At 62.2% G+C, this 25835-nt stretch carries 17 protein-coding genes, 1 tRNA gene and 2 pseudogenes; 9 read left to right on the plus strand and 11 right to left on the minus strand.

Annotation, left to right across the window (positions count from 1 at the left end):
* Nucleotides 1–19: 19 nt before the first annotated feature.
* Nucleotides 20–700, plus strand: coding sequence for an HAD family phosphatase (locus FJ949_RS20230; protein ID WP_140498514.1), 681 nt, complete (start codon nucleotides 20–22; stop codon nucleotides 698–700).
* 300 nt (nucleotides 701–1000) lie between these two features.
* Here FJ949_RS20230 and FJ949_RS20240 read toward each other — a convergent pair.
* Nucleotides 1001–2947: pseudogene (locus FJ949_RS20240) on the minus strand (AI-2E family transporter); the annotation flags it as partial.
* 747 nt (nucleotides 2948–3694) lie between these two features.
* Here FJ949_RS20240 and FJ949_RS20250 point away from each other — a divergent pair.
* Together FJ949_RS20250 and FJ949_RS31000 are read left to right on the plus strand one after the other, a co-directional pair.
* The gene (locus tag FJ949_RS20250; RefSeq protein ID WP_140498517.1) at nucleotides 3695–4339 is read left to right on the plus strand and encodes a redoxin domain-containing protein; all 645 of its coding nucleotides are present in this window, start codon (nucleotides 3695–3697) and stop codon (nucleotides 4337–4339) included.
* A 63-nt stretch (nucleotides 4340–4402) separates the two neighbouring features.
* Nucleotides 4403–4573, plus strand: a pseudogene (locus FJ949_RS31000) (MBL fold metallo-hydrolase); the annotation flags it as partial.
* Nucleotides 4574–4663: 90 nt separating this feature from the next.
* Here FJ949_RS31000 and FJ949_RS20260 read toward each other — a convergent pair.
* Together FJ949_RS20260 and FJ949_RS20265 are read right to left on the minus strand one after the other, a co-directional pair.
* Nucleotides 4664–4740 (minus strand) — tRNA-His (locus FJ949_RS20260).
* Nucleotides 4741–5078: 338 nt separating this feature from the next.
* Nucleotides 5079–5537: a phasin gene (locus FJ949_RS20265; RefSeq protein ID WP_140498518.1), complete on the minus strand. Its 459-nt coding sequence runs from the start codon at nucleotides 5535–5537 to the stop codon at nucleotides 5079–5081.
* Nucleotides 5538–5788: 251 nt separating this feature from the next.
* Here FJ949_RS20265 and FJ949_RS20270 point away from each other — a divergent pair, with 251 nt between their 5' ends.
* Nucleotides 5789–9577: a PAS domain S-box protein gene (locus tag FJ949_RS20270; protein ID WP_140498519.1), complete on the plus strand. Its 3789-nt coding sequence runs from the start codon at nucleotides 5789–5791 to the stop codon at nucleotides 9575–9577.
* A gap of 272 nt (nucleotides 9578–9849) precedes the next feature.
* Here the strand turns inward: FJ949_RS20270 and FJ949_RS20275 are convergent, their stop codons facing one another.
* Complete coding sequence (locus tag FJ949_RS20275; RefSeq protein WP_140498520.1) at nucleotides 9850–11820, minus strand: acetoacetate--CoA ligase; 1971 nt, start codon at nucleotides 11818–11820, stop codon at nucleotides 9850–9852.
* Between the two features lie 258 nt (nucleotides 11821–12078).
* Here FJ949_RS20275 and FJ949_RS20280 point away from each other — a divergent pair, with 258 nt between their 5' ends.
* The gene (locus FJ949_RS20280; protein ID WP_140498521.1) at nucleotides 12079–13932 is read left to right on the plus strand and encodes an AsmA family protein; all 1854 of its coding nucleotides are present in this window, start codon (nucleotides 12079–12081) and stop codon (nucleotides 13930–13932) included.
* 87 nt (nucleotides 13933–14019) lie between these two features.
* On the opposite strand, the gene FJ949_RS20285 is transcribed toward FJ949_RS20280, so the two are convergent.
* The 6 genes from FJ949_RS20285 to FJ949_RS20310 form a co-directional block, all read right to left on the minus strand.
* Nucleotides 14020–14838: an ABC transporter permease subunit gene (locus tag FJ949_RS20285; protein WP_140498522.1), complete on the minus strand. Its 819-nt coding sequence runs from the start codon at nucleotides 14836–14838 to the stop codon at nucleotides 14020–14022.
* Nucleotides 14835–15800, minus strand: coding sequence for an ABC transporter permease subunit (locus FJ949_RS20290; RefSeq protein ID WP_140498523.1), 966 nt, complete (start codon nucleotides 15798–15800; stop codon nucleotides 14835–14837). The genes FJ949_RS20285 and FJ949_RS20290 overlap by 4 nt, the downstream gene beginning before the upstream one ends.
* A gap of 9 nt (nucleotides 15801–15809) precedes the next feature.
* Nucleotides 15810–16952 (minus strand): ABC transporter ATP-binding protein, encoded by a 1143-nt coding sequence (locus tag FJ949_RS20295; protein ID WP_140498524.1) that lies wholly within the window; start codon nucleotides 16950–16952, stop codon nucleotides 15810–15812.
* Nucleotides 16953–17031: 79 nt separating this feature from the next.
* Entirely contained in the window at nucleotides 17032–18129 is a 1098-nt protein-coding gene (locus FJ949_RS20300) for a polyamine ABC transporter substrate-binding protein (protein ID WP_140498525.1), read from the minus strand.
* Nucleotides 18130–18468: 339 nt separating this feature from the next.
* Complete coding sequence (locus FJ949_RS20305) at nucleotides 18469–19422, minus strand: DMT family transporter (protein ID WP_140498526.1); 954 nt, start codon at nucleotides 19420–19422, stop codon at nucleotides 18469–18471.
* A gap of 139 nt (nucleotides 19423–19561) precedes the next feature.
* Nucleotides 19562–21007 carry an XRE family transcriptional regulator gene (locus FJ949_RS20310; protein ID WP_140498527.1) on the minus strand — a complete coding sequence of 482 codons (1446 nt, stop codon included), beginning with the start codon at nucleotides 21005–21007 and terminating at the stop codon, nucleotides 19562–19564.
* Nucleotides 21008–21242: 235 nt separating this feature from the next.
* Here FJ949_RS20310 and aceA point away from each other — a divergent pair, with 235 nt between their 5' ends.
* The 3 genes from aceA (at nucleotide 21243) to FJ949_RS20325 (ending at nucleotide 23510) form a co-directional block, all read left to right on the plus strand.
* On the plus strand, nucleotides 21243–22532 hold the full coding sequence (gene aceA / locus FJ949_RS20315) for an isocitrate lyase (protein WP_140498528.1): 1290 nt from the start codon (nucleotides 21243–21245) through the stop codon (nucleotides 22530–22532).
* A 52-nt stretch (nucleotides 22533–22584) separates the two neighbouring features.
* A complete protein-coding gene (locus FJ949_RS20320) occupies nucleotides 22585–22827 on the plus strand; it encodes a hypothetical protein (RefSeq protein ID WP_140498529.1) in 243 nt (80 codons plus the stop codon).
* A 239-nt stretch (nucleotides 22828–23066) separates the two neighbouring features.
* Complete coding sequence (locus FJ949_RS20325) at nucleotides 23067–23510, plus strand: response regulator (RefSeq protein ID WP_140498530.1); 444 nt, start codon at nucleotides 23067–23069, stop codon at nucleotides 23508–23510.
* 15 nt (nucleotides 23511–23525) lie between these two features.
* Here the strand turns inward: FJ949_RS20325 and FJ949_RS20330 are convergent, their stop codons facing one another.
* A complete protein-coding gene (locus tag FJ949_RS20330; protein WP_140498531.1) occupies nucleotides 23526–24236 on the minus strand; it encodes an HAD family hydrolase in 711 nt (236 codons plus the stop codon).
* Nucleotides 24237–24376: 140 nt separating this feature from the next.
* Between FJ949_RS20330 and FJ949_RS20335 the strand changes: the two genes are divergently transcribed.
* Nucleotides 24377–25813, plus strand: coding sequence for a glutamine synthetase family protein (locus FJ949_RS20335; RefSeq protein WP_181168616.1), 1437 nt, complete (start codon nucleotides 24377–24379; stop codon nucleotides 25811–25813).
* The last annotated feature ends 22 nt before the right edge of the window (nucleotides 25814–25835 follow it).

Below are 25835 nucleotides of genomic sequence, written 5' to 3' on the forward strand. Positions count from 1 at the left end.
CGCGCAAACCGGAGCGAGCATGCAAGACACATTGATCATATTCGACTGCGACGGCGTGCTGGTCGACAGCGAACCGCTGGCGGCGCTTGCCTACGGGCGGGTCTATTCGAAACACGGCATGGAACTCGACCCGCAGGCGGTCCTGCAATGCGTCGGCATGAAGCAGACCGATATCCTGGAGCGCATCAGGCTCACGACCGGCCATCGCCTTGAGGAGCACCAGACCGCGGATTTGTGGGACGAGGTGAAAGCGCTCTTCACCGAAAGTCTGCAGCCGATGGCGGGCCTGAAGCCCTTCCTTGAACGGCTGTCCAATCCCCGCTGCGTCGCCTCATCCTCCTCGCTGGAGCGGATACATCACAGCCTTTCGGTCACAGGGCTCGCGAGATTCTTCGGCGAGAACATATTCTCATCGTCAATGGTCGCGCGCGGGAAGCCCGCCCCCGACATCTTCCTGTTCGCCGCGGATCAGATGAGCATCGAACCGAAGCACTGCGCGGTTGTCGAGGACTCGCCTTTCGGCGTGCAGGGCGCAGTCGCCGCCGGCATGACGGCGATCGGCTTCATCGGCGGCGGCCACACCTATCCGGGGCATGCCGAGAAACTGCGCGTGGCCGGCGCCCGAACCATCTGCGCCGACTGGGACGAAGTCGCGCGCGAACTCGTTTCTCTGGAGTTGATCGCACCCGTCTCCGTTTAGATTTCAGGCCCAGCGAAAGCCGGGCAGCAGATAATCCGGCACCGCCCTTCCTGCTCGAACACCGTCGAAAGCGCGCGTCGTCGAATGTAACAGATAGGTAGGATTCCGTAATTGGGGCCGGAACAAGAGCTGTTTCAGAATCTGCTTAAGGTCGAACGGAGAGCGAACACCCGGATGTTCGCTGTGGATGCGCGATTGCTAGCGAACTTTCGAAACTACCTGCCGGTGCCAGAGGTACCGCTCACATGATCATTATCAGGTAGCCGAAGTTGGTCCAAAAAGAGGCCGTGCCGTTGACGATCACCGCACCGGCTGAGCCAACGAATCGTCCAATTGCACCGTCGCCGCCACGCCCTGACGAGCGCGAGGCCGCCTTAGATTTCTTTGCTTTCTCTTTTTCACTTGACGCGGTTCTTCGTTTGAAAGCGCACCCGTCACGCAGTCGACCACGTTGAACGCAACAAAGTCCGCTTCCAATTGCTCGGCGAGGCCCGCCGCATTCTCCCTGGGCTTGTCATGGGTGTCGTGCCAGAGCGCGATTCCGATGCGTGCACGCGGTGCGAGTCGCCTCAAGCGCCTCACGACGAACACCGCGTGTTTGAACGAATCGCGGTTGAGGAAGCCCACGACGACTGCGTCGCGAGCTTCAAGCGGAAGTTTCCGGATCCGCGCGGGGAGGAGGTCACGGTGGCTCGCGGCCGCGCAATCCGCACCCTCGATCGAAATGACCTGCGCGAGCATCGCAGCGGCCACATCGTCGAGGTCTCCGCGCCCGCCGATACACAGCACTGACTTCCCAGCACCATCCGGGAGATCAGGCGCAAACTCGGCTTGATCCTCATCCTCTTCGCCCGGATCTGCGCTCGCGCCTTCTTTTTCCGCGTGCTCTTCTTCTTCCTCTTCTTCTTCCTCCGCGGCGATCTCGTTGAGATTGGCCACCAGGGTGCGGGCGTTTTCGGCAAGGTTCGCCAACTGACTTGCCGTTAGCGCGCCCCGAGCCCGATCCTGTTCACCAAGCAGCAACGCCGGAATGGCAACCGTGCTGTGGAACTCGATCAGGTATTTCTCCTCGAGCATTTCTTCCGCGTTGTCGGTGGCTTCGTCGATATCGTCGGCAAGAAGCCGCTGGTACAGACGCTCCTTCGGGTCAAGCACCGGCTCATCGCCAAACAGGATCTGCAGGAATTCGAATTGGGGCACGTGCCGTCCAAGCACGACAAGGCAGACGGTCAACGGCGTCGACAGCACCAAGCCGACCGGGCCCCATAGCCAGGCCCAGAAAACGGCGGCTACGATGATCGCCAGCGGCGAGAGGCCCGTGTGCGAGCCGTAAAGCCAGGGCTCGACGATGTTGCTGATTACGAGCTCTGCCAAGATGAAGAGAGCGCCAGTCCATACCAGTAAGCTCCAGCCGGGAGCCACTGCGAAGGCAAGAAACAAAGGTATCACCGCCGCGATAACCGGACCGATAAAGGGTACGAAACGCAAGACAACGGCCAACATGCCCCATAGCAGGGCATTGGGAATGCCAAGAAACCAAAGACCTATCGCAAGGGGCACGCCGTAGACGATGTTCACGACCAATTGCATGAGCAGATATTGTCCGACGCGACTGCCTGCATCCTGCAATGCCTGGGTCGTGCGATGGAGATCGCTGTAGCCCACAAGGCGGATGAATCGATCCCGCAATTCTTCACGCTCGAGCAGCATGAAAATCACCACGATGATGACAAGGCCGGTCGTGGCGAGTGGTCCGATCAGCGGCTCGATGATGTTCCTCAGCGTCTCTATCGGACGCTGGGGCGAGAATATCTGAACCAGAAGCGGATCCTGCTGCTTCGTGGTTTGCTCCACATCTGCCTGCCCGCTGGATTGGGATTTGTTTATCTCAGTGTTGACGCGCTCGAACACCTTGCCGAGCCGGCTGATAAGGCCGTCTTCGGATCCTGTTTCTTTCAAAGTCCGAATCTTCTCGAGGATGTTGGATTGGTATGTCGGAATGTCCTGCGCGACCTGGCTCACCTGCGTGGCAACGATCAGGCTGAACAGCGACACGAGGACGAAGGCCGATGCAACCGCGCCAAGCACAGCGATCATTCGCGGCAGCTTCAACTTTCGGAGCAAAGAAACAATCGGCGCCAACGCAAATGTGAGAAGGACCGCTATTGCCAATGGCAGTAGGACCTCCTTGGCGACGTAAAGAATGGCGACGGTAGCAATCATCGCCACGACGGTTGCCAACTTCGATGTCATAAAAGCAGGGGGCATGATGGGACCTATCTGCAATCTCGCGATTTAGAGGACGGCCATGGCCTAACCGCGCAAAGCGTGCGCTGGTCCATATACTGGCACCTCCTCAGCTTCTGGCCAATGACCTGGTTCGTTACACCGCATGTGTGATGATCTCGAACTTTTGCAGGGCATGTAGCCCAAAGGTGTGGATCATCGGAACATCCGCAGCGTCCCTCGCAGGCCCAAAAGATTTCTTTGGCGGCGTGCTTCCTACCCGGCTGGCAATGACCAAGGTCATCACGCATGGCGTGACCGGCGCGTCCGTATTTCGGCCAGGTGACTGGCCAGCGGAATTCGCTGAACGGATCAGCGCTGCGGTTTTGCCGGGCTACAACACGTTCTCCCGAGCCGACACTTTGAAAGCGGCGGATTCTCGGCCGCAGCCGACGCTACCGTGCATTTTCAGGATCCCGACGAGGGTGCCATCACGCGCTACACGGCGGTTACGCGGAAATCCGTTTAGCGATGATCAAGGGAGTGATTGACGAACTCAAAAGCAGGCACCGAAAACCGGTCGAAGCTCGAGTTTGGAAAAGGGCGGCAAGCCGATCGTCGATGGCGAACTCGACTTGGATGCGCTCTCGATGGGGTCGCCGGTTCGACGGCAGACGGCCGTCATATCGGCTTGCCTGGAATCAAGGAACATGGGGGGGGGTCTTTTGTTCGGGAGTTACAGAACCGGATCGATGGGAGCGACTGAAAATGAGACAAGACATTGTGGCTGGCGCGAAGTTCCCCGACTACGTTCTTCCCGACCACACCAAGACACCACGGCGGCTGTCGGACCTGCAGGGCGACCAGCTGATGATCGTGATGCTGACGCGTGGGTTCTTCTGTCCGAAAGACCGGCAGCAAATGCTCGAACTGGTGCGGTTTCACTCGCAATTGGTCGTCGGCTACACACAGCTCGTCACGATCACCACGGATGATTGGCATACGACCAACAATTACCGCCAGCAGACCTCCGCGCCCTGGCCCTTTCTTTATGACGAGGAACGGCTCGTGCAGAAGGACCTGGACATCAAGGAATACACCGACACCACGCACGACGTGATGATCCCGCACACGATCGTGCTCGGGCGGGACCTCGAAGTCTTCAAGGTCTACAACGGTTACTATTACTGGGGCCGCCCCTCCACCGCCGAATTGCACGCAGAACTGCGCGAACTGGCGCAAAGGACCTATCGCGACTGGGACATCACCGAACCCGAGCTGCGGGAGAAATGGAAGAAAGGCGATAAATCCGACTTCTACCCCTATGGCGGGAATTCCATCTCCATGGACACACTCATGCTCCAGATGGCCGGCGCGGTCGACCAATATGCCGGTCGGGCAAAGAGAAGCTGAACGGAGGAAGCCAGCATCGCTCGCGGCGGTCTTCTCCCGGTCACGCTTTTTGTCCAGCCGCGCTTGGTAAACGAACCTTTTTCCGATCCGGGCCTGCTACTGGATTTCCGCTTCCGCAACAGGGCCATCCTTTTCTATCTCGGAGAGCTTTCGACGCTTTCGCTGCGCGAAATCCTGCGAATCTCGCACGTCTTCGTGACGCATATGCACATGGATCACTTCGGCGGTTTCGACAGCCTGAGCAGGCTGTCGCTTTACAGAGCAAGCCCGGAAGTCCACGGTCAAAATTTTATTGAGCAAACCAGTTGTTTAGAGGAAAGCCGATGGTACCGTTGGCTGGGATCGAACCAGCGACCTCCGGATCCACAATCCGGCGCTCTAACCAGCTGAGCTACAACGGCACGTTTGCCTGAGCGGGATCGGCGGAACGTAGTCCCCTCGAGTGCTCTGTCGTTCGGCGATGCGTCCTTACGGGCTTATGGATTTTAATTCAAGGCTTTTGCAAAGCAAAGGTCACTTGCCCACATGGAAGCGGATCTGCGGACAAGAAAAAGGCCGGCGGGAGGAGGTGCCGGCCTTTTCCTGTTACGAGCCAGCGGGAGGAGGTGCTGGCTGGTCACCCCGGAGGCGGAGGGAGGAGGTTCCGCCGACCGGGTATTCGTTGATGGCTGCCATCATACACACGATCATTTCGAAGAAAATGCGACCTTTTGTTACATCTTCTGATCATGCGCAAATATTAGGCGGCCTTGATGTCCTTCATCGCCTTCTCGAAAACGGTCTTGATCGGCTTGGAGACATCCTCGGCCGCCTTGGAGGCGACGGTCTGGAACTCCTTGGCTTGCTCGACGGTCATTTCGACGCGCTTGCGCAGGAACGCGGTCTGCAGCTCCACGACTTCCGACAGCGATTTGGCGCCGATCAGCGCCTCGAGATGCGAAAAGCCCGCTTCGGCATTGGCGCGCAGTGCGGCAACGGTCTTGAGCGACAGGTCGCTGGAAACGGTCTTGGCGGACTCGTATGTGGATTCCAGGGCCTTCTGGGTCTCCTCGGCGCCAGTCTTGAGCTTGGCGTAAGCCTCCTTCGACTGCTCAACGCCCTTCTCGGCGAAAGCGCGGATCTGGTCGGTGGCCTTGGAAGCGTCAAAGCTCGGGAATTCAACGTTTTCGATGGTCTCGGCAGTCTTGGTCCTGGACATTTTCCATCCTTTTCAGCGGTAGCGGCTTTGACGGAAAGCCGTCTCGTTCATGTATGATGGCAATATAAAGGCAATTTTTGTGCATTGCAATATCTTTGTTGCACTGCACCATAGATTCCCGTCTCGGCCGTTAACCAAGAGCCGAAATTCAGGCCTATGCACGTTCTGGCTTGTGGACCTTCGCGCCGCCGGCTTTTATTAACAAAGCGTTAACTGCAAAAATGCCCGCTGCATGAGGATTTCGCCAGCGCATGCCGTCCGAATATTCCTTTCTTGACGTCGCCGTGCTCGACGCGGTCCGCCAGCGCTTCGCCGCCGGCGACGCGATCGCGATCCTGTCGGCGAATCTGGAGCAAGTGATCTGGGCCAATGGACCGGGTGCCGCAGTGTTCGGCTATCCCGACATCGAAAGCATCATCGGCGCCGAGGCACGGCTGCCGCTGATCGCCCGCCGCCAGATCATGGCAACTAGTGGATTTCCCGACATCGGCAGCGACCGAAGCATCACGGTCAGGCTGGCGACCGGCATGACCAGCCGCGCCATCGGCTTCCTTGCAAGCGCTGTGACGCTGCCCGACGGCGAGAACGCCATCATGCTGGCGGTGCCGGCGGCCCAGACCGGCTCGCGCAGTGCGGCCGAAATCGCCGGCAGGGCCATCAGCGGCTTCACGGAAGATGGTCATTTCATCGCCTTCATCGACGCCAGCGGCAATGTCGAAGCGGCATCGGAGAGCTTTTCGCAGCTCGGCATCGAGCCCGCGACGCTGGCCGCGCTGGTGGCCGACGTCGCGAATGAGAGCGACCGCATCGTCAAGCGCCTGGTTCCGGGCGGCGGCACATCCTATCCGGCGGGCCTCGCCCGACTGACGCCTGAGCGACATTTGCTGGTGGTGATCGACGAAAACAGGCTCGACGACCGTGCGCTGGCGGAGGGGACTCCAGCGGCCGAGCGTTCGGAAGGACGTAACCGCTCACAGGCCGTCGCCAAGGATATCTCGGAACCGAAGGCACAAGCCGCTGCCGAAGCGGCCGTGCAGGAACCGGCGGCGGCAGAACCCGGACAACCGGCGGCAAACGGTACGCGGGCACAGCACGACCATTGGTATTTCAATGCCGGCGAGGACGGGAGGCATGCGCGCGGCCCAGCCGCGCCGGACGCCGAAGCTGCACTTTCGCCGGCTGCCGCCGAAGGTCCAGCCGAGGACGCGAAGCACGATGCCCAGGCTCCAGTTGTTTCGGCAGCCCCGGCCGCCAGGACCGTGGACCGCACGGCGGCGCCGCTGCGTTTCGTCTGGCGAACCGACGCCGAGGGCAGGTTCAGCGCGCTGTCGCCGGAATTCGCCGACGTCGTCGGCAAACCGGCCGCGGACGTCATCGGCAGGCGCTTCAGGGACGTCGCGGCGGCCTTCGGGCTGGATGCGTCCGGCGAGATCGCCGGTCTCCTGGAGCGGCGCGACACCTGGTCCGGCCGTTCCGTGTTGTGGCCGGTCGTCGGCACGGACCTGAAGATCCCCGTCGACCTAGCGGCCCTGCCCGTCTATGGCCGCAGCCGTGCCTTCGAGGGTTTCCGCGGTTTCGGCGTCGCCCGCGCCGGCGACGCCGTTGTCGATCCTGAAGCGATCGGCATGGCGCTGGTGCCCAACAGCGAGGCACCCCCGGCGTCGGAACCGGTCGAACCCGCACCCGAGGAGCCGAAGGCCGAGGAGTTGAAGCCATCGGACCCGTTCCGGGGCGAGGTGCCGGCGCTGACCATCGTGCCGAAGCCTGAACGCCGTTTTGCCGACAAGGTGATCCGTCTGGCCGAACATCGCCAGCCGGCTAACGACAAGGGTCTGTCGACCCTGGAACGCAGCGCCTTCCGCGAGATCGGCGAGCGGCTGAAGAAGGAAAGCAGCCCGGCCGAGCCGGAGGCCGAAAGACCGGGTCCGGACGATGCCGGGCAACCGGAGGCGGCAACGCCGGCGGGGCCATCCGAGAAACCAGCGGACGCCCGCAAAAACCTTGCGCCAAAGGGCGAAGCCGCACCGGCTGAGCCGTCCGAAACCGACGTCGATGCCGAGGATGCAGAAGATCTCGCCCGGCTTGATGGCGAACGGCCGGACAAAACGGCTGATGGGGAGCCCGCCGACACGGTAGCCGGAGTGACGGGTTCGCTGCTCGACTATGCCGAGCGGAGCGAGGAACCAGCGCCGATCGCCGACAACAATGACGAGACCCCGGCTTCCGAACCGGCGGCGGCGCGGACGGAACGGGAGAGCGAAGAGCCCGTCGCGGCGGCAGGCGAACCGGCCGTCACCGGCACCAACGATGACATTGCCCACGACGAGAGCATGACATCAGCCGATTTTCGCGATGCCGAGGACAGTGAGGACTGGGTCGAGGACGAGGAAGCGTCCGCGTCCGATGAGCAGGCCGCGACCGCCGAGGGGGCCGCCGGCACAAGCGACGCGGTGGAGGCTCCGGTCGAGCGGCCACGCCTCAAAGTGCCTCCGCTCAAGCTCGAAGGGTTCGTGCCGTCGGCCTTTGCGGTCGGAGACGAGAGCAAGGCTCCCGACACCTCGCTCCTGAGCAAGCTGCCCGTGCCGCTGCTCATCCATTCCGGGGATGAACTTCATTACGCCAACGAGGAGTTTCTCGTCCTGACAGGCTATGAGACGCTCGATGAACTGGCGGACGCCGGCGGGCTGGGCGCGCTGTTTGCCGATCCCTATGGCCATGATGGCGCCGCCGAGGGCGCGGACCGGGCGTTGCGGCTGAAGACGCATGGCGGGCAGGAATTTCCAATCGAGGCTATCCTGCGTTCGGTTCCGTGGCGCGACGGCAAGGCGCTGATGCTGGTGGTGCGCCGTTCGGGCGAGGATGAGGCATCGGCGGCACTGCATGCGGCCGGCGACGAGCAGACGCAGCCCGATATTTCCGAGCTCAAGGCGCGCATCGCCGAGATGCGCACCATCATCGATACCGCCACCGACGGCGTCGTGCTGATCGGCCGTGACGGCGCGATTCGTTCCATAAGCCGTCCAGCCGAGGCGCTGTTCGGCTTCGACAGCGACGACGTGACCGGCAAGCCGTTCGCCTCGCTGTTCGCCATCGAAAGCCAGCGCGCGGCGCGCGATTATCTCGACAGCCTGTCCGAGCCCGGCGTGGCGAGCGTCCTGAACGACGGCCGCGAAGTCATCGGCCGCGAGGCGCAGGGCCGCTTCATTCCGCTGTTCATGACCATCGGCCGGCTGCCCAACGACAGCGGGTTTTGCGCGGTGGTGCGCGACATCACGCAGTGGAAGAGGGCCGAGGAGGACCTGACCCAGGCGCGTGCGGTGGCCGAGCGCGCCTCCTCGCAGAAGACGGATTTCCTCGCCCGCATCAGCCACGAGATCCGTACGCCGCTCAATGCCATCATCGGCTTTTCCGAACTGATGGTGGACGAGAAATTCGGGCCGGTGGCCAATGACCGCTACCGCGATTACCTGCGCGATATCAACCGATCGGGCAATCATGTGCTCGATCTCGTCAACGACCTTCTCGATATCTCCAAGATCGAGGCCGGCCAGCAGGAAATGGCCTATGAAGCGGTGTCGCTCAACGACACACTGGCCGAGACGGTGGCGATGATGCAGCCGCAGGCCAACCGCGAGCGCGTCATCATTCGCTCCAGCTTCGCGTCGCGACTGCCGGAAGTGGTGGCGGACCTGCGCAGCGTGCGCCAGATTGCCCTCAACATCCTGTCGAACGCCATCCGTTATACCCAGGCCGGCGGCCAGGTGATCGTCTCGACCGCCTATGAGACATCAGGCGATGTCGTCATGCGCGTGCGCGACACCGGCATCGGTATGAGCCAAGCCGAGATCGAGCAGGCGTTGAAGCCGTTCAAACAGATCAATGCATTGAAACGGGGGCGCGGCGACGGCACCGGTCTCGGCCTGCCGTTGACCAAGGCGATGGTTGAAGCGAACCGCGCCCGTTTTATCATCACCTCGACGCCCGCCGAAGGAACCCTGGTCGAGATCGCGTTCCCGTCGACGCGCGTGCTTGCGGAATAGGCAAGCTCCCGTCCATCCAACCGCCTGAAAAAGAAAAGGCGCCCAACAGGACGCCTTGAAAGATGGGATTTGCTGTCACAACGGGGGCTTGAGCGAATTCAGATCCTCCGGGGGCTGAGGAACGGGATTTCTCCCTCAAGTTACGTGCGACTATCGACGCCGGGCCTTAACAAGTCCTTACCAGGTCCCGAAAAAATTTACGAATGTGTACCACTCGTGAAATCTAGGTAAATTCGCGCGGCAGATTTGATTAACCATGCCGGGCGGGGCGGTCACTCGGCCAATTGCGGCAGGTTTCTGAACAGCTCGAGCGCCTCGGGATTGGCGAGCGCCTCCTTGTTCTTGATGGCGCGGCCATGCACGACGTCGCGCACCGCAAGCTCGGTGATCTTGCCCGATTTGGTGCGAGGAATGTCTGACACGGCGATGATCCTGGCCGGCACGTGGCGCGGGCTGGCGCCGGCGCGGATTTTCGCCCGGATGCGTTTCTCCAGATCCTCGTCGAGCTGAACGCCGGCGGCCAGCCGCACGAACAGCACCACGCGCACGTCATTGTCGAAATCCTGACCGATACAGAGCGCCTCCAGGATTTCCGGCATCTGCTCGACCTGATTGTAGATCTCCGCCGTGCCGATGCGCACACCACCCGGATTGAGCGTCGCGTCGGAGCGGCCATGGATGATCATGCCGCCATGAGCGGTCCACTCGGCGAAGTCGCCATGGCACCAGACATTGTCGAAGCGCTCGAAATAGGCAGCCCGGTATTTCTTGCCCTCGGGGTCGTTCCAGAAGCCGATCGGCATTGCCGGGAACGCCTTGGTGCAGACCAGTTCGCCTTTCTCCTGCCTGACCGGCTTGCCGTCGTCGTCCCAGACGTCGACAGCAAGGCCGAGGCCTGGTCCCTGGATCTCGCCGGTCCATACCGGTTCAGTCGGGACGCCGAGGACGAAGCAGGAAACGATGTCGGTGCCGCCGGAGACCGATGCCAGATGCACATTCTTCTTGATCCCGTCGTAGACGAAGCGGAAATCCTCGGGCGACAGCGGCGAGCCCGTCGAGGAGATGGCGCGCACGGTCGACAGATCATGGCTTTGGATCGGCTTGAGGCCGGCCTTGCGTACCGAATCGATGAATTTCGCCGAGGTGCCGAAGAAGGTCATCTTCTCGGCGTCGGCGAAGTCGAACAGCGCATTGCCGTTGGGATAGAAGGGCGAGCCGTCATAGAGCAGCAGCGTCGCGCCCGAAGCGAGGCCCGACACCAGCCAGTTCCACATCATCCAGCCGCAGGTGGTGAAGTAGAAGAAGCGGTCGCCGTCGAGCAGGCCTGCGTGCAGGCGATGTTCCTTGAGGTGCTGGATCAGCGTTCCGCCGGCCGAATGGACGATGCATTTGGGAATACCGGTCGTTCCGGACGAGAACAAGATGTAGAGCGGATGCGCGAACGGCAGCCGCTCGAAGGTGACCTGCCTGACCGCGAAGGGCGACAGCGCCTCTTCCATCGCCACGGCCTTATCGATCGTATCAGCGACATCGGCCGAGGTGCCGAGATAGTCAACGACCACCACCTTGCGGACAGTGTCCAGCTTTGCGGCCACCGCGGCGATCTTGTCGGCGACCTCGATCGCCTTGCCGTTGTACCAGTAACCATCGGGAACGATGAAGACGACGGGTTCGATCTGCCCGAACCGGTCGAGAACGCCCTGCTCGCCGAAATCCGGTGAGCAGGACGACCACACCGCGCCGATAGAGGCGGTCGCGAGCATCGCGGCGACTGTTTCCGGCATGTTGGGCATCATCGCAGCGATACGGTCGCCTTTCTTGACCTTGAGCGACAAGAAGAGTTGCTGGAAGCGCGAGGTGAGCGCATGCAGTTCGTTCCAGGACAGCCGGCGCTCGACCTTGTCCTCGCCGCGAAACACGATCGCCTCTCCTGCTCCGGTCTTCTTCAGGAGGTTCTCGGCGAAATTCACCATCGCGTCGGGAAAGAAGGCCGCTCCCGGCATCTTCTCGCCAGCGACGAGCACACGCTCACTTTCGGCGCTGCCCTTGTCGCCGACGATGCCGCAAAAATCCCAGACCAGGCTCCAGAACGCTTCGCGGTCCGCCACCGACCAACGGTGAAGGTCGGCATAGGAAGTCACGGATATGCCGCTTTTTGCAGCGGCGGCCTTCATGAAGGCGGTCAGCGGCGCAGCGTCAATCTGGTCCTGCGTCGGGGTCCAGAGTGGTACTTCGGCAGCCATGATGGGTCCTCCCAGGATCGCCACCGCTTATGCATATTGCGCCGCAGCAGAGCAAGATTTTGTTCGGCCGAGGCGTCCAGATGTGCGCAAATGCCATCGCCGGGCCATAAAGACTTGAAATGCCTCGACCCTAAGTCGTAGTGACGACTAGAAGTCGTAGTGACGACTGGAAGTCGTGGTGACGACTGGAAGTCGTGGTGACGACCGGGTTTACACCCGCCGGACGATTTTTGTCGGAACGAAAGCATACGGGGCGATATGCCATCATCTTTGATCCGACGCGGAACATGGGCGATCGGCGCTGCCGTGATCGTCATCGCGCTGGTGGTCGCCGCCCTGCCGCTGATCGCTTCGACGCGTATCGTGCGCGATCGTATCGCCTGGGAATTGAGTGCCTGGAGCGGTTTCCGGGTTGCCATCGAAGGCTCGCCGCGCATCGAGGTCTGGCCGAACTTCCGGGCGATCCTGACGGATGTGACGCTTTCGAAGTGGACCGACGTCGACGCACCGCCGGTCGTCGAGGCCGAACGGGTCGAGGTCGACCTCTCGGCCATGGCGGCGCTGCGCGGCGACGTGGTGTTTTCCACGGCGCGGCTGGTGCGGCCGACGATCAGGGTCCAGCGCACGGCGAGCGGCCTGTTCCTGCCCACCGCTCCGACCGGCGGCCGCATCGCACGCGCCATCGACGTGGCGCGCGGCGTGGTCGGTGCGGACCCCGCCAAACCCGATCTTGACAAGCTACCGGCCGACACTTTCGGCACGGTGGAGTTCAGGGACGGCCGCATGGTGGCGTCCGTCAACGGCAAGGACGAAGAGGTGCTGAGTAGCCTGAGCGGCCAGGCGACATGGGCGGCGATGAACAGCAATGCGACGCTCTCGGCGACCGGCATCTGGCGCGGCGAAAGCGTCGCCGTGGATGCCGCATCGCCGAAGCCGCTGGTGTTATTTGCCGGCGGCATGGCGCCGCTCACCCTGTCGTTCAAGGCGGCGCCCGCCACCTTCTCCTTCGACGGCACAGCCAGCATGTCCGAAAACGCCTATTTCGACGGCCAGGCCAAGTTTTCAGCGCCCTCGTTGCGCCGTGTGCTCGAATGGTCGCAGGCCGATATCGCGCCGGGCGCCGCGATCGGCTCCGTCAGCATCTCCAGCAAGGTGACCGCGACGGCGGGGCGCGTCAAATTCGAGAACACCGCACTCTCCCTCGACAATAACCCAGGCATGGGTGCGCTGGACCTGTCGCTTGGCGACGCACAGCCGGTGATCTCCGGCACGCTCGCCTTCGACACGCTCGATCTGAGGTCGTTCCTGTCCGCCTTCACGCCGCTCGGGCCGGCAAGCGGGGCAGGTCCGAGCGAAGTCGACACGAATTTCGCCGACCGGGTCAATCTCGACCTCAGGCTGTCGGCGGCGCACGCCACGGCCGGCTCCATCCAGCTTGCCGACGTCGCCGCCACGGCGCAGGTCAAGGATGGCCTGTCCGTTTTCGACATTTCCGATGCCTCGGCCTTTGGCGGCAACATACAGAGCAGCCTTCGCTTCGACCGCAAGCCCGAGGGCAGCCAGGTCGAGATCCGGCTGCTGGCTTCCGATATCGATGGCGGCGCTTTCGGCACGGCGGCCGGGATGACGCGGCTGGTGCCGGTCGGCACGGGGACCGTGTCCGTCATCCTCAAAGGGCCCGGCAGGACCTGGGACTCGATCTTTGAAACCGCCGACGGCTCGGTTTCGGCGACGTTCGGGCCAGGCGCGCTCAGCAAGTTCAACCTGCCGGCCTTTCTCAAGCATACCGAACAGGGCGGCTTCTTCGCGCTCGATGACGTCTCGGACGGGACGCTGCCGATCGATGGCGCCGAACTGAAGGCCACCATCTCGAAAGGCGTGGCGAGACTGGACAAGGCCGAGGCCAATTCGGCGAAGTACAAGATCTGGCTTTCCGGCATCGCCTCCTATGCCGGACGGGGGCTGGCGCTGTCAGGCGGTGTCATCCAGCCGGACCAGGTCGCCACGCAGGCAAACGGCCAGCAAGGCCCCAAGCAATCGTCCTTCTTCGTTGGGGGGACATGGAGCACGCCGTTCATTTCGCCGATCAACCGCGGCGTGTCGGGCGAATAAGCGCCTTTCGGCCTCTTGTTCAAGGATGATCTCGACAAACGGAACCGTTTGTCCGCGAAAACCGGTGCCCACTTTTCGGGATCATGCTCAGCCGCGTTGCGCGGCCTGCTCGTCGCGCTGGCGCTGCACCTCGCGACGCTTGTTGGCAAGCGAAGCGATGATGACGCCGACCGCGACGACCGCGATCAGAATGGTGCAGGCGGCGTTGATCTCCGGCGTCACGCCGAGACGAACCTGGCTGTAGATCTTCATCGGCAGCGTGGTCGCACCCGGCCCCGAGGTGAAGCTGGCGATGACCAGGTCGTCGAGCGAGAGCGTGAAGGCAAGCATCCACCCCGACACGATCGCGGGCAGGATGACGGGCAGCGTGATCTGGAAGAATGTCTTGACCGGCGGCGCGCCGAGATCCATCGCCGCCTCCTCGAGCGAGCGGTCGAAAGATACGAGGCGCGACTGCACGACGACGGCGACGAAGCACATCGTCAAGGTGGTGTGTGCGAGTGTGACGGTGAGGAAGCCCCGGTCGAGGCCGACAGCGACGAAGAGCAGCAACAGCGACAGGCCGGTGATGACTTCGGGCATGACCAAAGGCGCGAACACCATGCCGGAGAACAGCACCCTGCCCCGGAAACGCGTGTAGCGTGTCAGTGTCAGCGCCGCCAGCGTGCCGAGCACGGTCGCCGCCGTGGCCGAAATGATGCCGACGCGCGCCGTCACCCAGGTGGCGTCCATGAGGCCTTGGTTGTGGAACAGCGACACGTACCATTTGGTCGAAAAGCCGCCCCAGACGGTGACCAGCTTGGATTCGTTGAAGGAGAACACGATGAGCAGCACGATCGGTAGATAGAGGAAGGCGAAACCGAGCACGATCGAGGTGATGTTGAAGCGGCTCCAGCTGCTGTTCATTTGTCCTGCTCCTGCGCCTTCGCCTGGGCTTGCTGGAAGATCATGATCGGGACCGTCAGCAACAGCAGCAGGATGACCGCAACGGCTGAAGAGACCGGCCAGTCGCGATTGGCGAAGAACTCGTTCCACAACGTCTTGCCGATCATCAGCGTCTGCGAACCGCCAAGTAGATCGGGAATGACGAATTCGCCGACCGCCGGAATGAACACCAGCAGGCAGCCGGCGATGACGCCGGGCAATGACAGCGGGAACGTGATCTTCCAGAATGCACTGGTCGGCGGACAACCAAGGTCCTTGGCCGCCTCGATCAGCGAATAATCCATTTTTTCCAGCGACGAATAGAGCGGCAGCACCATGAACGGCAGGTAGGAGTAGACGATGCCGATGAAAATCGCCGTATAGGTGTTGAGGATGACCAGCGGCTGGTTGATCAGATGCAGCGACAGAAGCAACTGATTGAGCAGCCCCTCGGGCTTCAGGATGCCGATCCAGGCATAGACCCGGATCAGGAACGAGGTCCAGAACGGCAGGATGACCAGCATCAGCAAGGTCGGGCGGATCGTCGCCGGCGCGCGGGCCATGCCGTAGGCTATGGGATAGCCGACGATCAGCGTCAGCACGGTCGAGATCGCCGCGATGATCAGGCTGGTGACATAGGCGTTGAAATAGAGCGCGTCCTGCGTCAGCCAGGCATAGTTGTCGAAGTTGAGATCGCGAAAGCCCGCGAAGAAGCCGGAGACGCCATCGCTGAAATCAAGCACCGGCGTATAGGGCGGCATGGCGATCGCCGTCTGCGACAACGAGATCTTGAAGACGATGATGAAGGGGACGAGGAAGAAGAACAGCAGCCAGAGATAGGGAATGAAGATGACGAGACGGTTGACGAAGCCGGCGCCCAGCCGCGCCAGTAACGGTTTTGCCGCGGCCGGTAGGGCGGCGTCGGTGGCGGCGATGTCGGACATGTCAGCCCCCTACCGCGTCAGTACGACGCCGGCATCCGGCCGAAAAGAGACCCAGGCGCGGTCGTTCCAGGTCAGCGGGTCCTCGGTGATGCGCGCCGCGTTCAAGGCGCTTGCCCGCACGAGCTGCCCGTCGTCCAGCCGGACGTGATAGACGGTCATGTCGCCGAGATAGGCGATGTCGTAAACTTCGCCCTCCAGCGCATTGACGCCATCCGCCGGCTTCTTGGACGACACCTTGATCTTCTCCGGCCTGATCGCGAAGACGATATCGGCGCCCGCGGCGGCGGCATTGCCGGCATTCTCGACGAGGATCTGGGCGCCGGTCGCTCCGGTGATGCGCGCCGTCTTGTCCGTCCGTTCGGCAACCTTGCCCTCGAACATGTTCACGTTGCCGACGAAATGCGCGACGAAGCGCGACGCCGGGGCCTCGTAGACTTCCGCCGGCGTCGCGACCTGCATGACCTCGCCCTTGTCCATGATGGCGATACGGTCGGCCATGGTCATGGCCTCTTCCTGGTCGTGGGTGACAACGACGAAGGTGAGGCCGAGTTCCTGCTGAAGGTCCATCAGTTCGAACTGCGTCTCCTCGCGCAGCTTCTTGTCGAGCGCGCCGAGCGGCTCGTCGAGCAGCAGCACCTTCGGCCGCTTGGCGACCGAACGGGCGAGCGCGACACGTTGGCGCTGGCCGCCGGAGAGCTGGTGCGGCTTGCGCTTGGCGAACTGCTCGAGCTTGACCAGCTTGAGCATCTCGGCGACGCGCCTTTCGACGTCTGGCTTGGCCATCCCTTCCTGCTTGAGGCCGAAGGCGATGTTGTTCTCCACAGTCATATGCGGAAACAGGGCATAGGACTGGAACATCATGTTGACCGGCCGGCGATAAGGCGGGATGCCGCGCAGATCCTGGCCGTCGAGCAGGATGCGGCCGGCCGTCGGCTCCTCGAAGCCGGCGAGCATCCTGAGCAGCGTCGATTTTCCGCAACCGGAGGCGCCGAGCAGGGCGAAGAACTCACGCTCGAATATGGTCAGCGAGAGGTTGTTGACGGCGGTGAAGTCGCCGAACTTCTTGGAGACATTGTCGAACTGGATGTATGGCTTGGCGTTCGGATCGTTCCAAGGCGCGAAATCCCTGCGGATGCTGCCAAGCGATTTCATGTGCCCACTCCGTCCTGCTGCTTTGCCCCATCGAAAAGAAGGAGACCGGCAGGGTGACTGCCGGGCCTCCTCGGACTGACTACTGACCGGTGACGATTTTGGTCCAGGTGCGCGTGATGACGCGCTGGGTCTTGGGATCGTAGGGCGAGATCGTAAAGAGCTTCTGCAAGGTCGCGGCGTCCGGGTAGACAGCGGGATCCTCCAGAAGCGCCTTGTCGACGAATTGCTGGGAAGCCTTGTTGCCGTTGGCATAGAGCACGGCGTTCGACGATTTGGCGATCACCTCCGGCTTCATCATATAGTTCAGGAACTCATGTGCCTCGGCGACATGCGGCGCATCGGCAGGGATTGCCATCTGGTCGAACCACATTTCGGCGCCTTCCTTCGGCACGGCGTAGCCGATCTCGACGCCCTGCTTGGCCTCCTCGGCGCGGTTGCGCGCCTGGAACACGTCGCCCGACCAGCCAACCGCCAGGCAGATATCGCCATTGGCCAGAGCGTTGATGTATTCGGAGGAATGGAACTTCCTGATGTAGGGCCTGATCTTCATCATCAATTCCTCGGCCTTGGCAAAATCGTCCGGCGACGTGGTCTCAGGATTGATGCCGAGATATTTGAAGGCGGTCGGGAAGATGTCGGTCGGCGAATCCAGGACATAGACGCCGCAATCCTTCAGCTTGGCCAGCTTTTCCGGATTGAAGAACACGTCCCAGCTGTCGATCTTGTCGGTGCCGAGCGCTGCCTGCACCTTCTTGATGTTGTAGCCGAGGCCGACCGTGCCCCACATGTAATTGATCGAATATTCATTGCCGGGATCGTATTTGGCGGTCCGTTCCGAAACCGTGTCCCACATGTTGGAGAGGTTCGGCAGTTTCGACTTGTCGAGCTTCTGGAACACGCCGGCCTGGATCTGGCGGGCAAGAAAATTGCCGCTCGGCACGACGACGTCATAGCCGCTGCCGCCGGCAAGCAATTTGGTTTCCAGGATCTCATTGGAATCGAACGTGTCGTAGACCACCTTGATGCCGGTCTGCTTGGTGAAATCGTCGATGACCGTGGGGTCTATATAGTCCGACCAGTTGAAGACATTGACGACGCGGTCCTCGGCCTGGCCGCCGAGCGTAAAGAGCGCCAGAAATGCCGAAGTCGCCGAAAGCCAGAGCGCTTTGCGGATCATGCTATTCTCCTTTGGTGAGTGTTCCATCGCCGGCGCGTCGCAGTATCCGCGCGGCCGGGCATTTGCTTCAGACTATTGAGCTTTCCAGGAGGCGACAAGCGCCAATTGCCGCGCCGCCGGCTGTCGCAAGCGATGCTCGCGCGCCACTGTCCTGGGCTGGAAGGAGTCGCCGCATCGTCAGAAGCTTTCGCCGCCGCGCAGGCAGAAATACTGGGATGTGATCCGGTCTCGATCGGGTCGCCGGGGAGACTTGGCAAGATAAGCCTGTCTTGTTGTTGCCGTGGTCCCAGCCTGCCCGCGCGGCAGCGAACTTGTCAATGGCAAAGCTAGGGCGCCGCATCAATTCGGCGACGGCACGCCGGTGACCCCTGCCCGTACCGGCCGCGTCTGTCGCTTGAACTCCAGTCCGATATGGACGAGCAGCGCCGTGACCACCACCGCGCCGCCGACGATGGTGCGGCCCGACGGGACCTCGGAGTGGATCAGCCACACCCATATCGGCCCGAGGATCGGCTCAAAGGTGCCTAGCAGCGCGGCAACGGCGGCCGGGATCAGCCGCGCGCCGGTGGCGAAGAAGGCGAGGCCAAGGCCCAGATTGACCACCCCGAACACGAAGAGAAAACCCATGTCGATGCCCGATACGGCGAAGGCCGAAGCCTGCGAGGCGGCAAAGCCTGCCGCCAGGATCGTGCCGAGGCAGGTCGCCGGCGTCATGCGCACGCTGGAGAAGCGCCGGGTGATGACCGTGGCGATCGAGAACATGACGGCGATCAGCAGCGCCAGCCCGTCGCCCATGGGCGAAACGGCGCCATCCAGCGATTCCGACACCATGATGGCGACACCGGCGATGACGGCGGCAATCGCCAGCCAGGTCGCGACCGCCACTCTTTCGCGAAAGAGCGCCCAGGCAAACAGCGCCGCAAGCAGCGGCACGCCGGCCTGCATCAACAGGATGTTGGCGACGGTGGTGTAGGCAAGCGCCACGACAAAAGAGGTCGACGCGGTGGCGAAGCAGAAGCCCACGGCAAGGCCAGGCAGGCCCATGCCGCGAAACGACCTCAGCATGCCGCGCCAGCCGTCACGCCAGACCATGAAGCAGAGCAGGAAGGCCGCCGCCCACACGGAACGCCAGAACACCACCGTCCAGCTGTCGCCGGCGGTGATGAAGCGGGCGATCGTGCCACCGAAACTCCACATCAATGCCGACAGGAATACGAGCAGGAAGCCGATGCGCTCCTCCCGCTGCGGGACGGTCGATGAACGAGCGATCGGCGATGATGCTGTGTCGGTCATGGGTACGACTGTCGATGTTTGAGAACGGCACAATGCGCAAGGGACGACAAAAACGTACCTCATTCGCGTAACGCAAAGGCGCGGGCCCGGCGTGATCCAGAGACCGCCGGCGATTGTGGCAAGTCCGCCTTGCGAAGCGTCACTGGAAATCGAAGGCGCTCAGGCCTGTCACCATCTCGTCGAGGCCAAGCGGGCGCGTCACCGGCGGCTCGGCGCGCGTCAGGCAGCCGACGCGCTCGCAAAGCCGGCAGGCGGGCCCGACCGGCGTCGCCGCTACCGCGCCAGCTCCGCCTTTTCCGGCCGTCGGGCCGGGAAGTGCCGCACCATAGACGATGTCGTCGCGAAAGCCGATGTCGCACCCCAGCAGCAGTGCGGTGCGGCGCGGCCGCTCGGAGAACGCGCCTTGCGGCCCCTCCAGCGTGCGGGCGATGCAGAGGAACTCGGCGCCGTCGGGCATTTCCACCGCTTCGACAAAAATCTGGCCGGGCTGGCTGAAGGCGACGTGCACGGGAAGCTTGGGACAAGCGCCACCGAAGCGGCTTTGCGGAAAGCCCAGGCTGCCGGCTTTGCGGAAGCGATTGCCGGCATTGTCGATCTCCAGCATGAAGAACGGCACGGCCGAGGCGCCTTGCCGCTGCAGCGTGGTCAGCCGGTTGGCCGCCTGCTCGAAGGAAACGCCGAAGCGCGAGCGCAGCACGTCGATATCGTAGCGGGCACGAACGGCCGCCGCGTGGAAAGCCTGGTAAGGCATCATCAGCGCATGCGCCGCGTAGCGCCCGAGTTCGAACCGGGCGAGGCGGCGGGCCTCATCTGTGGACAGTTTCAACGCCTGGATCTCGCCGGCTATCGCGACGGTCATGCGGATCAGGCATGCCTCCATCGCCATTTCGCGTAACTGGTCGAACGGCGACAGGCGCTCGGACAGGAACAGGCGCTGCGAATGGCGATCGTAACGGCGGCGCCAGTTCGGCATGGTGGCGACCGGCAGCACCTTGACGACGATGCCGTATTCGCGCTTCAGCCAGCCCTTCAGCGCAGCAGACAAATCATCGCCGGGATCGAGCACCGAAGTGAACGCTTCCGCCTCTTCCTCGATATGCGCAAAATGGTTCGGCCGACGCTCGAAAATCTCATGCACCTCGTCGATCGGCAGGCGGGCGCTGGAAAGCGCCGTCACCCGCCCCTCGCGCGCAAGAAGCTCGTTGAGATCGGACAGGCGCTCGGCCTGTTCGCGATAGGCACGGAACAGTTTTATCACGGCCGCGGAGGCATTGGGCGCGGCTTCGGCAAGCTCGATCAGTTCCTGGTCTCCCGGCAATTCGCCAGCCAGCAGCGGATCGGCAAACACTTCCCTCAAGGCCGCGACAGAGCCGCCCGCTTCGCCCTGCAGCTCATGCGGATCGACCTTGTAGACGGACGCCAGCTTCAGGATCAACTGCACCGTCAGCGGCCGCTGGTTGCGCTCGATCAGGTTGAGATAGGATGGCGAGATGCCGAGGCCTTCGGCCATTGCCGTCTGGGTCAGGCCCTTGGCGTTGCGGATGCGGCGGATACGCGGCCCGGCAAATATCTTCTGGTCGGCCATAGGGCTCCTTAACAGGAATTTACATTGCCGTCGCTGCTACGCTTCCATGCGATTTTTTACAACAATTACAAATTTACCTCGCCCATCTGTCAAACACAATACAGATTTTCCCTTATTGATGGCCTGATTCTTCGATTTCCATGGTTCTTTTCGCCTCGCACTGTAAATTCAGTCACATTCGAACGCGGCGAGGAATGCCGTGGAGCCGCAAAGAAACAATCCTCCGGAGTAGAGCATGACTGATTTTTACAACCTCGTCCCCTCGGCCCCCGAGGGCCGCTTCGATGGCATCGAACGCCCCTATTCGCCGGAGGATGTGACGCGACTGCGCGGCTCGGTGCAGATCCGCCAGAGCCTGGCGGAAATGGGCGCCAACCGGCTGTGGAAGCTCATCCACGAGGAGGACTTCGTCAACGCGCTCGGCGCCATGTCCGGCAACCAGGCCATGCAGCAGGTGCGCGCCGGGCTGAAGGCGATCTACCTGTCTGGCTGGCAGGTCGCCGCCGACGCCAACACCGCCTCGGCCATGTATCCGGACCAGTCGCTCTACCCGGCCAATGCGGCGCCCGAACTCGTCAAGCGCATCAACCGCACCTTGCAGCGCGCCGACCAGATCGAGACCTCCGAAGGCAAGGGGCTTTCGGTCGATACCTGGTTCGCACCTGTTGTCGCCGATGCCGAAGCCGGCTTCGGTGGGCCGCTCAACGCTTTCGAGATCATGAAGGCGTTCATCGAGGCAGGTGCCGCCGGCGTCCATTACGAGGATCAATTGGCGTCGGAAAAGAAGTGCGGCCATCTCGGCGGCAAGGTGCTGATCCCTACCGCGGCCCACATCCGCAACCTCAATGCCGCACGCCTGGCAGCCGACGTGATGGGCACGCCCACCCTGGTCGTGGCGCGCACGGACGCGGAAGCGGCAAAGCTGCTCACCTCCGACATCGACGAGCGCGACCAGCCCTTCGTCGACTACGACGCCGGCCGCACGGTGGAAGGCTTCTACCAGGTGAGGAACGGTATCGAGCCCTGCATCGCGCGCGCCGTCGCCTACGCTCCCCACGCCGACCTGATCTGGTGCGAAACCTCGAAGCCCGACCTGGCGCAGGCGAGGAGATTTGCCGAGGGCGTGCACAGGCATCACCCCGGCAAGCTGCTGGCCTATAATTGCTCGCCTTCGTTCAACTGGAAGAAGAACCTCGACGACGCCACGATCGCCAGGTTCCAGAAAGAGCTCGGCGCCATGGGCTACAAGTTCCAGTTCATCACGCTGGCCGGTTTCCACCAGCTCAATTACGGCATGTTCGAACTCGCCCGCGGCTACAAGGAGCGGCAGATGGCAGCCTATTCGGAGTTGCAGGAAGCCGAGTTCGCGGCGGAGGCCAACGGCTACACCGCGACCAAGCACCAACGCGAGGTCGGCACCGGCTATTTCGATGCCGTGTCGATGGCGATCACCGGCGGACGGTCATCGACCACGGCCATGCATGAATCGACCGAGCACGCCCAGTTCAAACCGGCTGCGGAATAGCAAACCAGGGATCTCGGCAAACGCCCAAGGGCATACAGCAAGGAGAAGACCAATGGCATCGATAAGCCGCGTCAAGGAACGGGCCGAAGAGCAGTCGACCACGATGAGCATCGACCAGCAAGCGACGATCCGCATGCTGGCCAACGATCTGCACCGGCTCAACCAGTCGGTGATGAAGGCGGTGGAAGCCGGCGTCTCGGTCGAGCTGGTGCGCTCGGCACGACACCATGGCGGCGACGGCAATTGGGGGGACCTGTTGATCCCGGTCATCGTCACGCAGCAAAGCCATGGCTGATCGAAGATCGCGCAGGCCCGCCTCTCACCTGCGCAGTGTATGCGCAGGTGAATTTTATTTTCATGCAACCAAGGAATGGACAGAGCAGTACAGTACTGTTGCTTGAATTGACTGCTGCGGGAATGCTTTCCCCAGCTTTTTATTTCGGCTTGACAGGGACCGCGATCTCACGCCAATTGTCGCCTGATTTCAACTCTGCATTGAAATGGGACGAGTTTCTTGGCTGACTTGGGTGCCCAGTGAAGCGTGACGACGAAAGCGCGAGACATCCGAATCTGGTGAGCCGGGATTCAGCCACGGAGACGATCCGTCAGACCTCGCAGGTGCTCGTTGTCGGCAAGTCGCCGATCAATCGGGTGGTGATTTCCAAGATCGTCGAGCGGTCCGGGCTCAAGCCGATCTCGGAATCACCCGACATGGCGGCGAAGACCTTGCGCTTGCTGGTCCTGGCCGTGATTGTCCTGGACGGCGGCGCCGATAACAGGGACTGCGACACTCTGATGCCCGGCATCGAGATGTTGCGGCGGGCTTCGGGTAAATCGCTCCCGCCCGTGGTACTGCTTTCAACCAAGAACGGCACGCCGGAGAGCCTTGGCCTTTCAAACGTCGTCGACGCGGTGGTGGCCAAACCGATTACGCCCGAGCGCTTGCAGCCGGTGATTGATCGGCTGGTCAACCGCTGAAGGCGGCAAGCAAGCCTATCCGGCGAGGCTTTCGATCAGTTCGGGCAGTTGTCCGAGATCGGAGATCTGCCGGAAGCGCGGTTCGGCAATGGGCGCTTCGACATGTTCAAGCACCCAGGTCAATTCATGCGGCACATGAACGCCCCAGCCGCCGGCCTCGATGGCCGGCACCACATCGGACTTCAGCGAATTGCCGACCATCATGCTCCTGGCCGGGCCGTCGCCATGGCGACTGAAAACGCGCGCATAAGTAGCCGCGTTCTTGTCGCTGACGATCTCGATCGCGTCGAACAGATCGCCGAGGCCGGACCCGGCCAGCTTGCGTTCCTGGTCGAACAAATCACCCTTGGTGATCAGCACGAGGCGATAGGCGCCGGCGAGCCGTTCCACCGTCTCGCGCGCATGCGGCAAGACCTCGATCGGGTGGCTCAGCATCTCGCGGCCGGCGCCGAGGATCTCCGATATGACCGAAGCCGGGACGCGGGCTTGCGTGACCTCGATCGCCGTCTCGATCATCGACAGCGTGAAGCCCTTGATGCCGAAACCGTAGACGGCAAGATTGCGTCTCTCCGCCTCCAGCAGCCGTGCCGAGATATGTTCCTCTTCGCCGTGATCGGCAAGCATGGCGGCAAAGCGCTTCTCGGTCATGCGGAAGAACTGTTCGTTCTGCCACAGCGTATCGTCGGCATCGAAGCCTATGGTGGTCAGTTCGCCGGTCTTCTGCATCGACGCATCTCATATGTGAACGAGGCTGAACCTAGTCTCGCAGCCGCGATTTTCAACCGCAACGGCCAATGCCGGCTGCTCCCCTTCCCTTCGGTCGCCGGGCACAGCTATACTCCTAAATCCGCAACCCAATCTGGTGAATGATGCCGCCTGCAAAAAAGGAAGTCCGTCCGTCGAGCCGCGGAGGGCGCGCCCGCACGCCTGCCTTCGTGAAAAACCTGCGTGGTGTGAAGAACTGGAAGGAAGTCAGCGAATGGCTGCAATGGCGCGGCATCGAAGACATCGAATGCATTACGCCTGACCAGGCCGGCGTTGCCCGCGGCAAGATGATGCCGTCAAAGAAATTCACCTCCAACACCTCGCTGGCGCTGCCTTCAGCCGTATTCATGACCACCATCTCAGGCGGCTATCCCGAAGACGGCAACGGCTTCCATTATCCGGAGGACGACGGCGACCTCAAGCTCATGCCGGACCTGTCGACGCTGACGGTGGTGCCTTGGGAGGAAGACCCGACGGCGGCCGTCATCTGCGACCTCGTCCACCAGGACGGCCGTTCGGTGGAATTCACGCCGCGCAACGTGTTGAAGCGTGTTCTGGCCGCCTATGACAGGCGCGGGCTGAAACCGGTGGTGGCGCCCGAGATCGAATTCTATCTGGTGCGCAAAAACCCGGATCCGGATTACCCGCTGACGCCGCCCGTCGGCCGTTCGGGGCGGGCGATCGGCGGCGGCGCCGGTTATTCGATCGCCGGCGTCAACGAGTTCGACGAGCTGATCGACGACATCTATCATTTTTCCGAAAGCCAGGGCCTGGAGATCGACACGCTCATCCATGAAGAGGGCGCCGGCCAGCTCGAGATCAATTTGCGCCACGGCGATCCCGTCGAACTCGCCGACCAGGTGTTCATGTTCAAGCGCACTATTCGCGAGGCGGCGCTGAAACACGAAATCTACGCCACCTTCATGGCCAAGCCGATCCAGGGTCAGCCGGGCTCCGCCATGCACATCCATCAGTCGATCATCGACAAGAAGACGGGCAAGAACATCTTCTCGGCCGAGGACGGCTCGGAAACCGAGGACTTCTTCCATTTCATCGGGGGCATGCAGAAGCATGTGCCGAACGCGCTGGTCATGTTTGCGCCCTACGTCAATTCCTACCGCCGGCTGACGCAGTCCGCCTCGGCTCCGGTCAACAACAAATGGGGCTACGATAATCGCACAACGGCATTCCGCGTGCCGCGCTCGGATCCGGCGGCGCGCCGCGTCGAAAACCGCATCCCCTCCTCCGACGCCAATCCCTATCTGGCAATGGCCGCTTCGCTCGCCTGCGGGCTGATCGGCATCACCAACAAGATCAAGGCCGAACCTCCGGTGCTGACCACCGCCAATGCCGACGAGATCGACCTGCCGCGCAGCCTGCTCGAAGCCGTCGATCTGTTCGAGGGCGACGAGGAACTCTGCGCGCTTTTGGGCAAGTCCTTCGCCGCGACCTATGCGGCGATCAAGCGGGCGGAATTCGAGACGTTCATGGAAGTGATCAGTCCTTGGGAGAGGGAGTATTTGTTGCTCAATGTGTAGGGGAGTAGGGGAGTAGGGGAGT

This window comes from Mesorhizobium sp. B2-4-1 (assembly GCF_006442185.1).
Classification (GTDB): Bacteria; Pseudomonadota; Alphaproteobacteria; order Rhizobiales; family Rhizobiaceae; genus Mesorhizobium.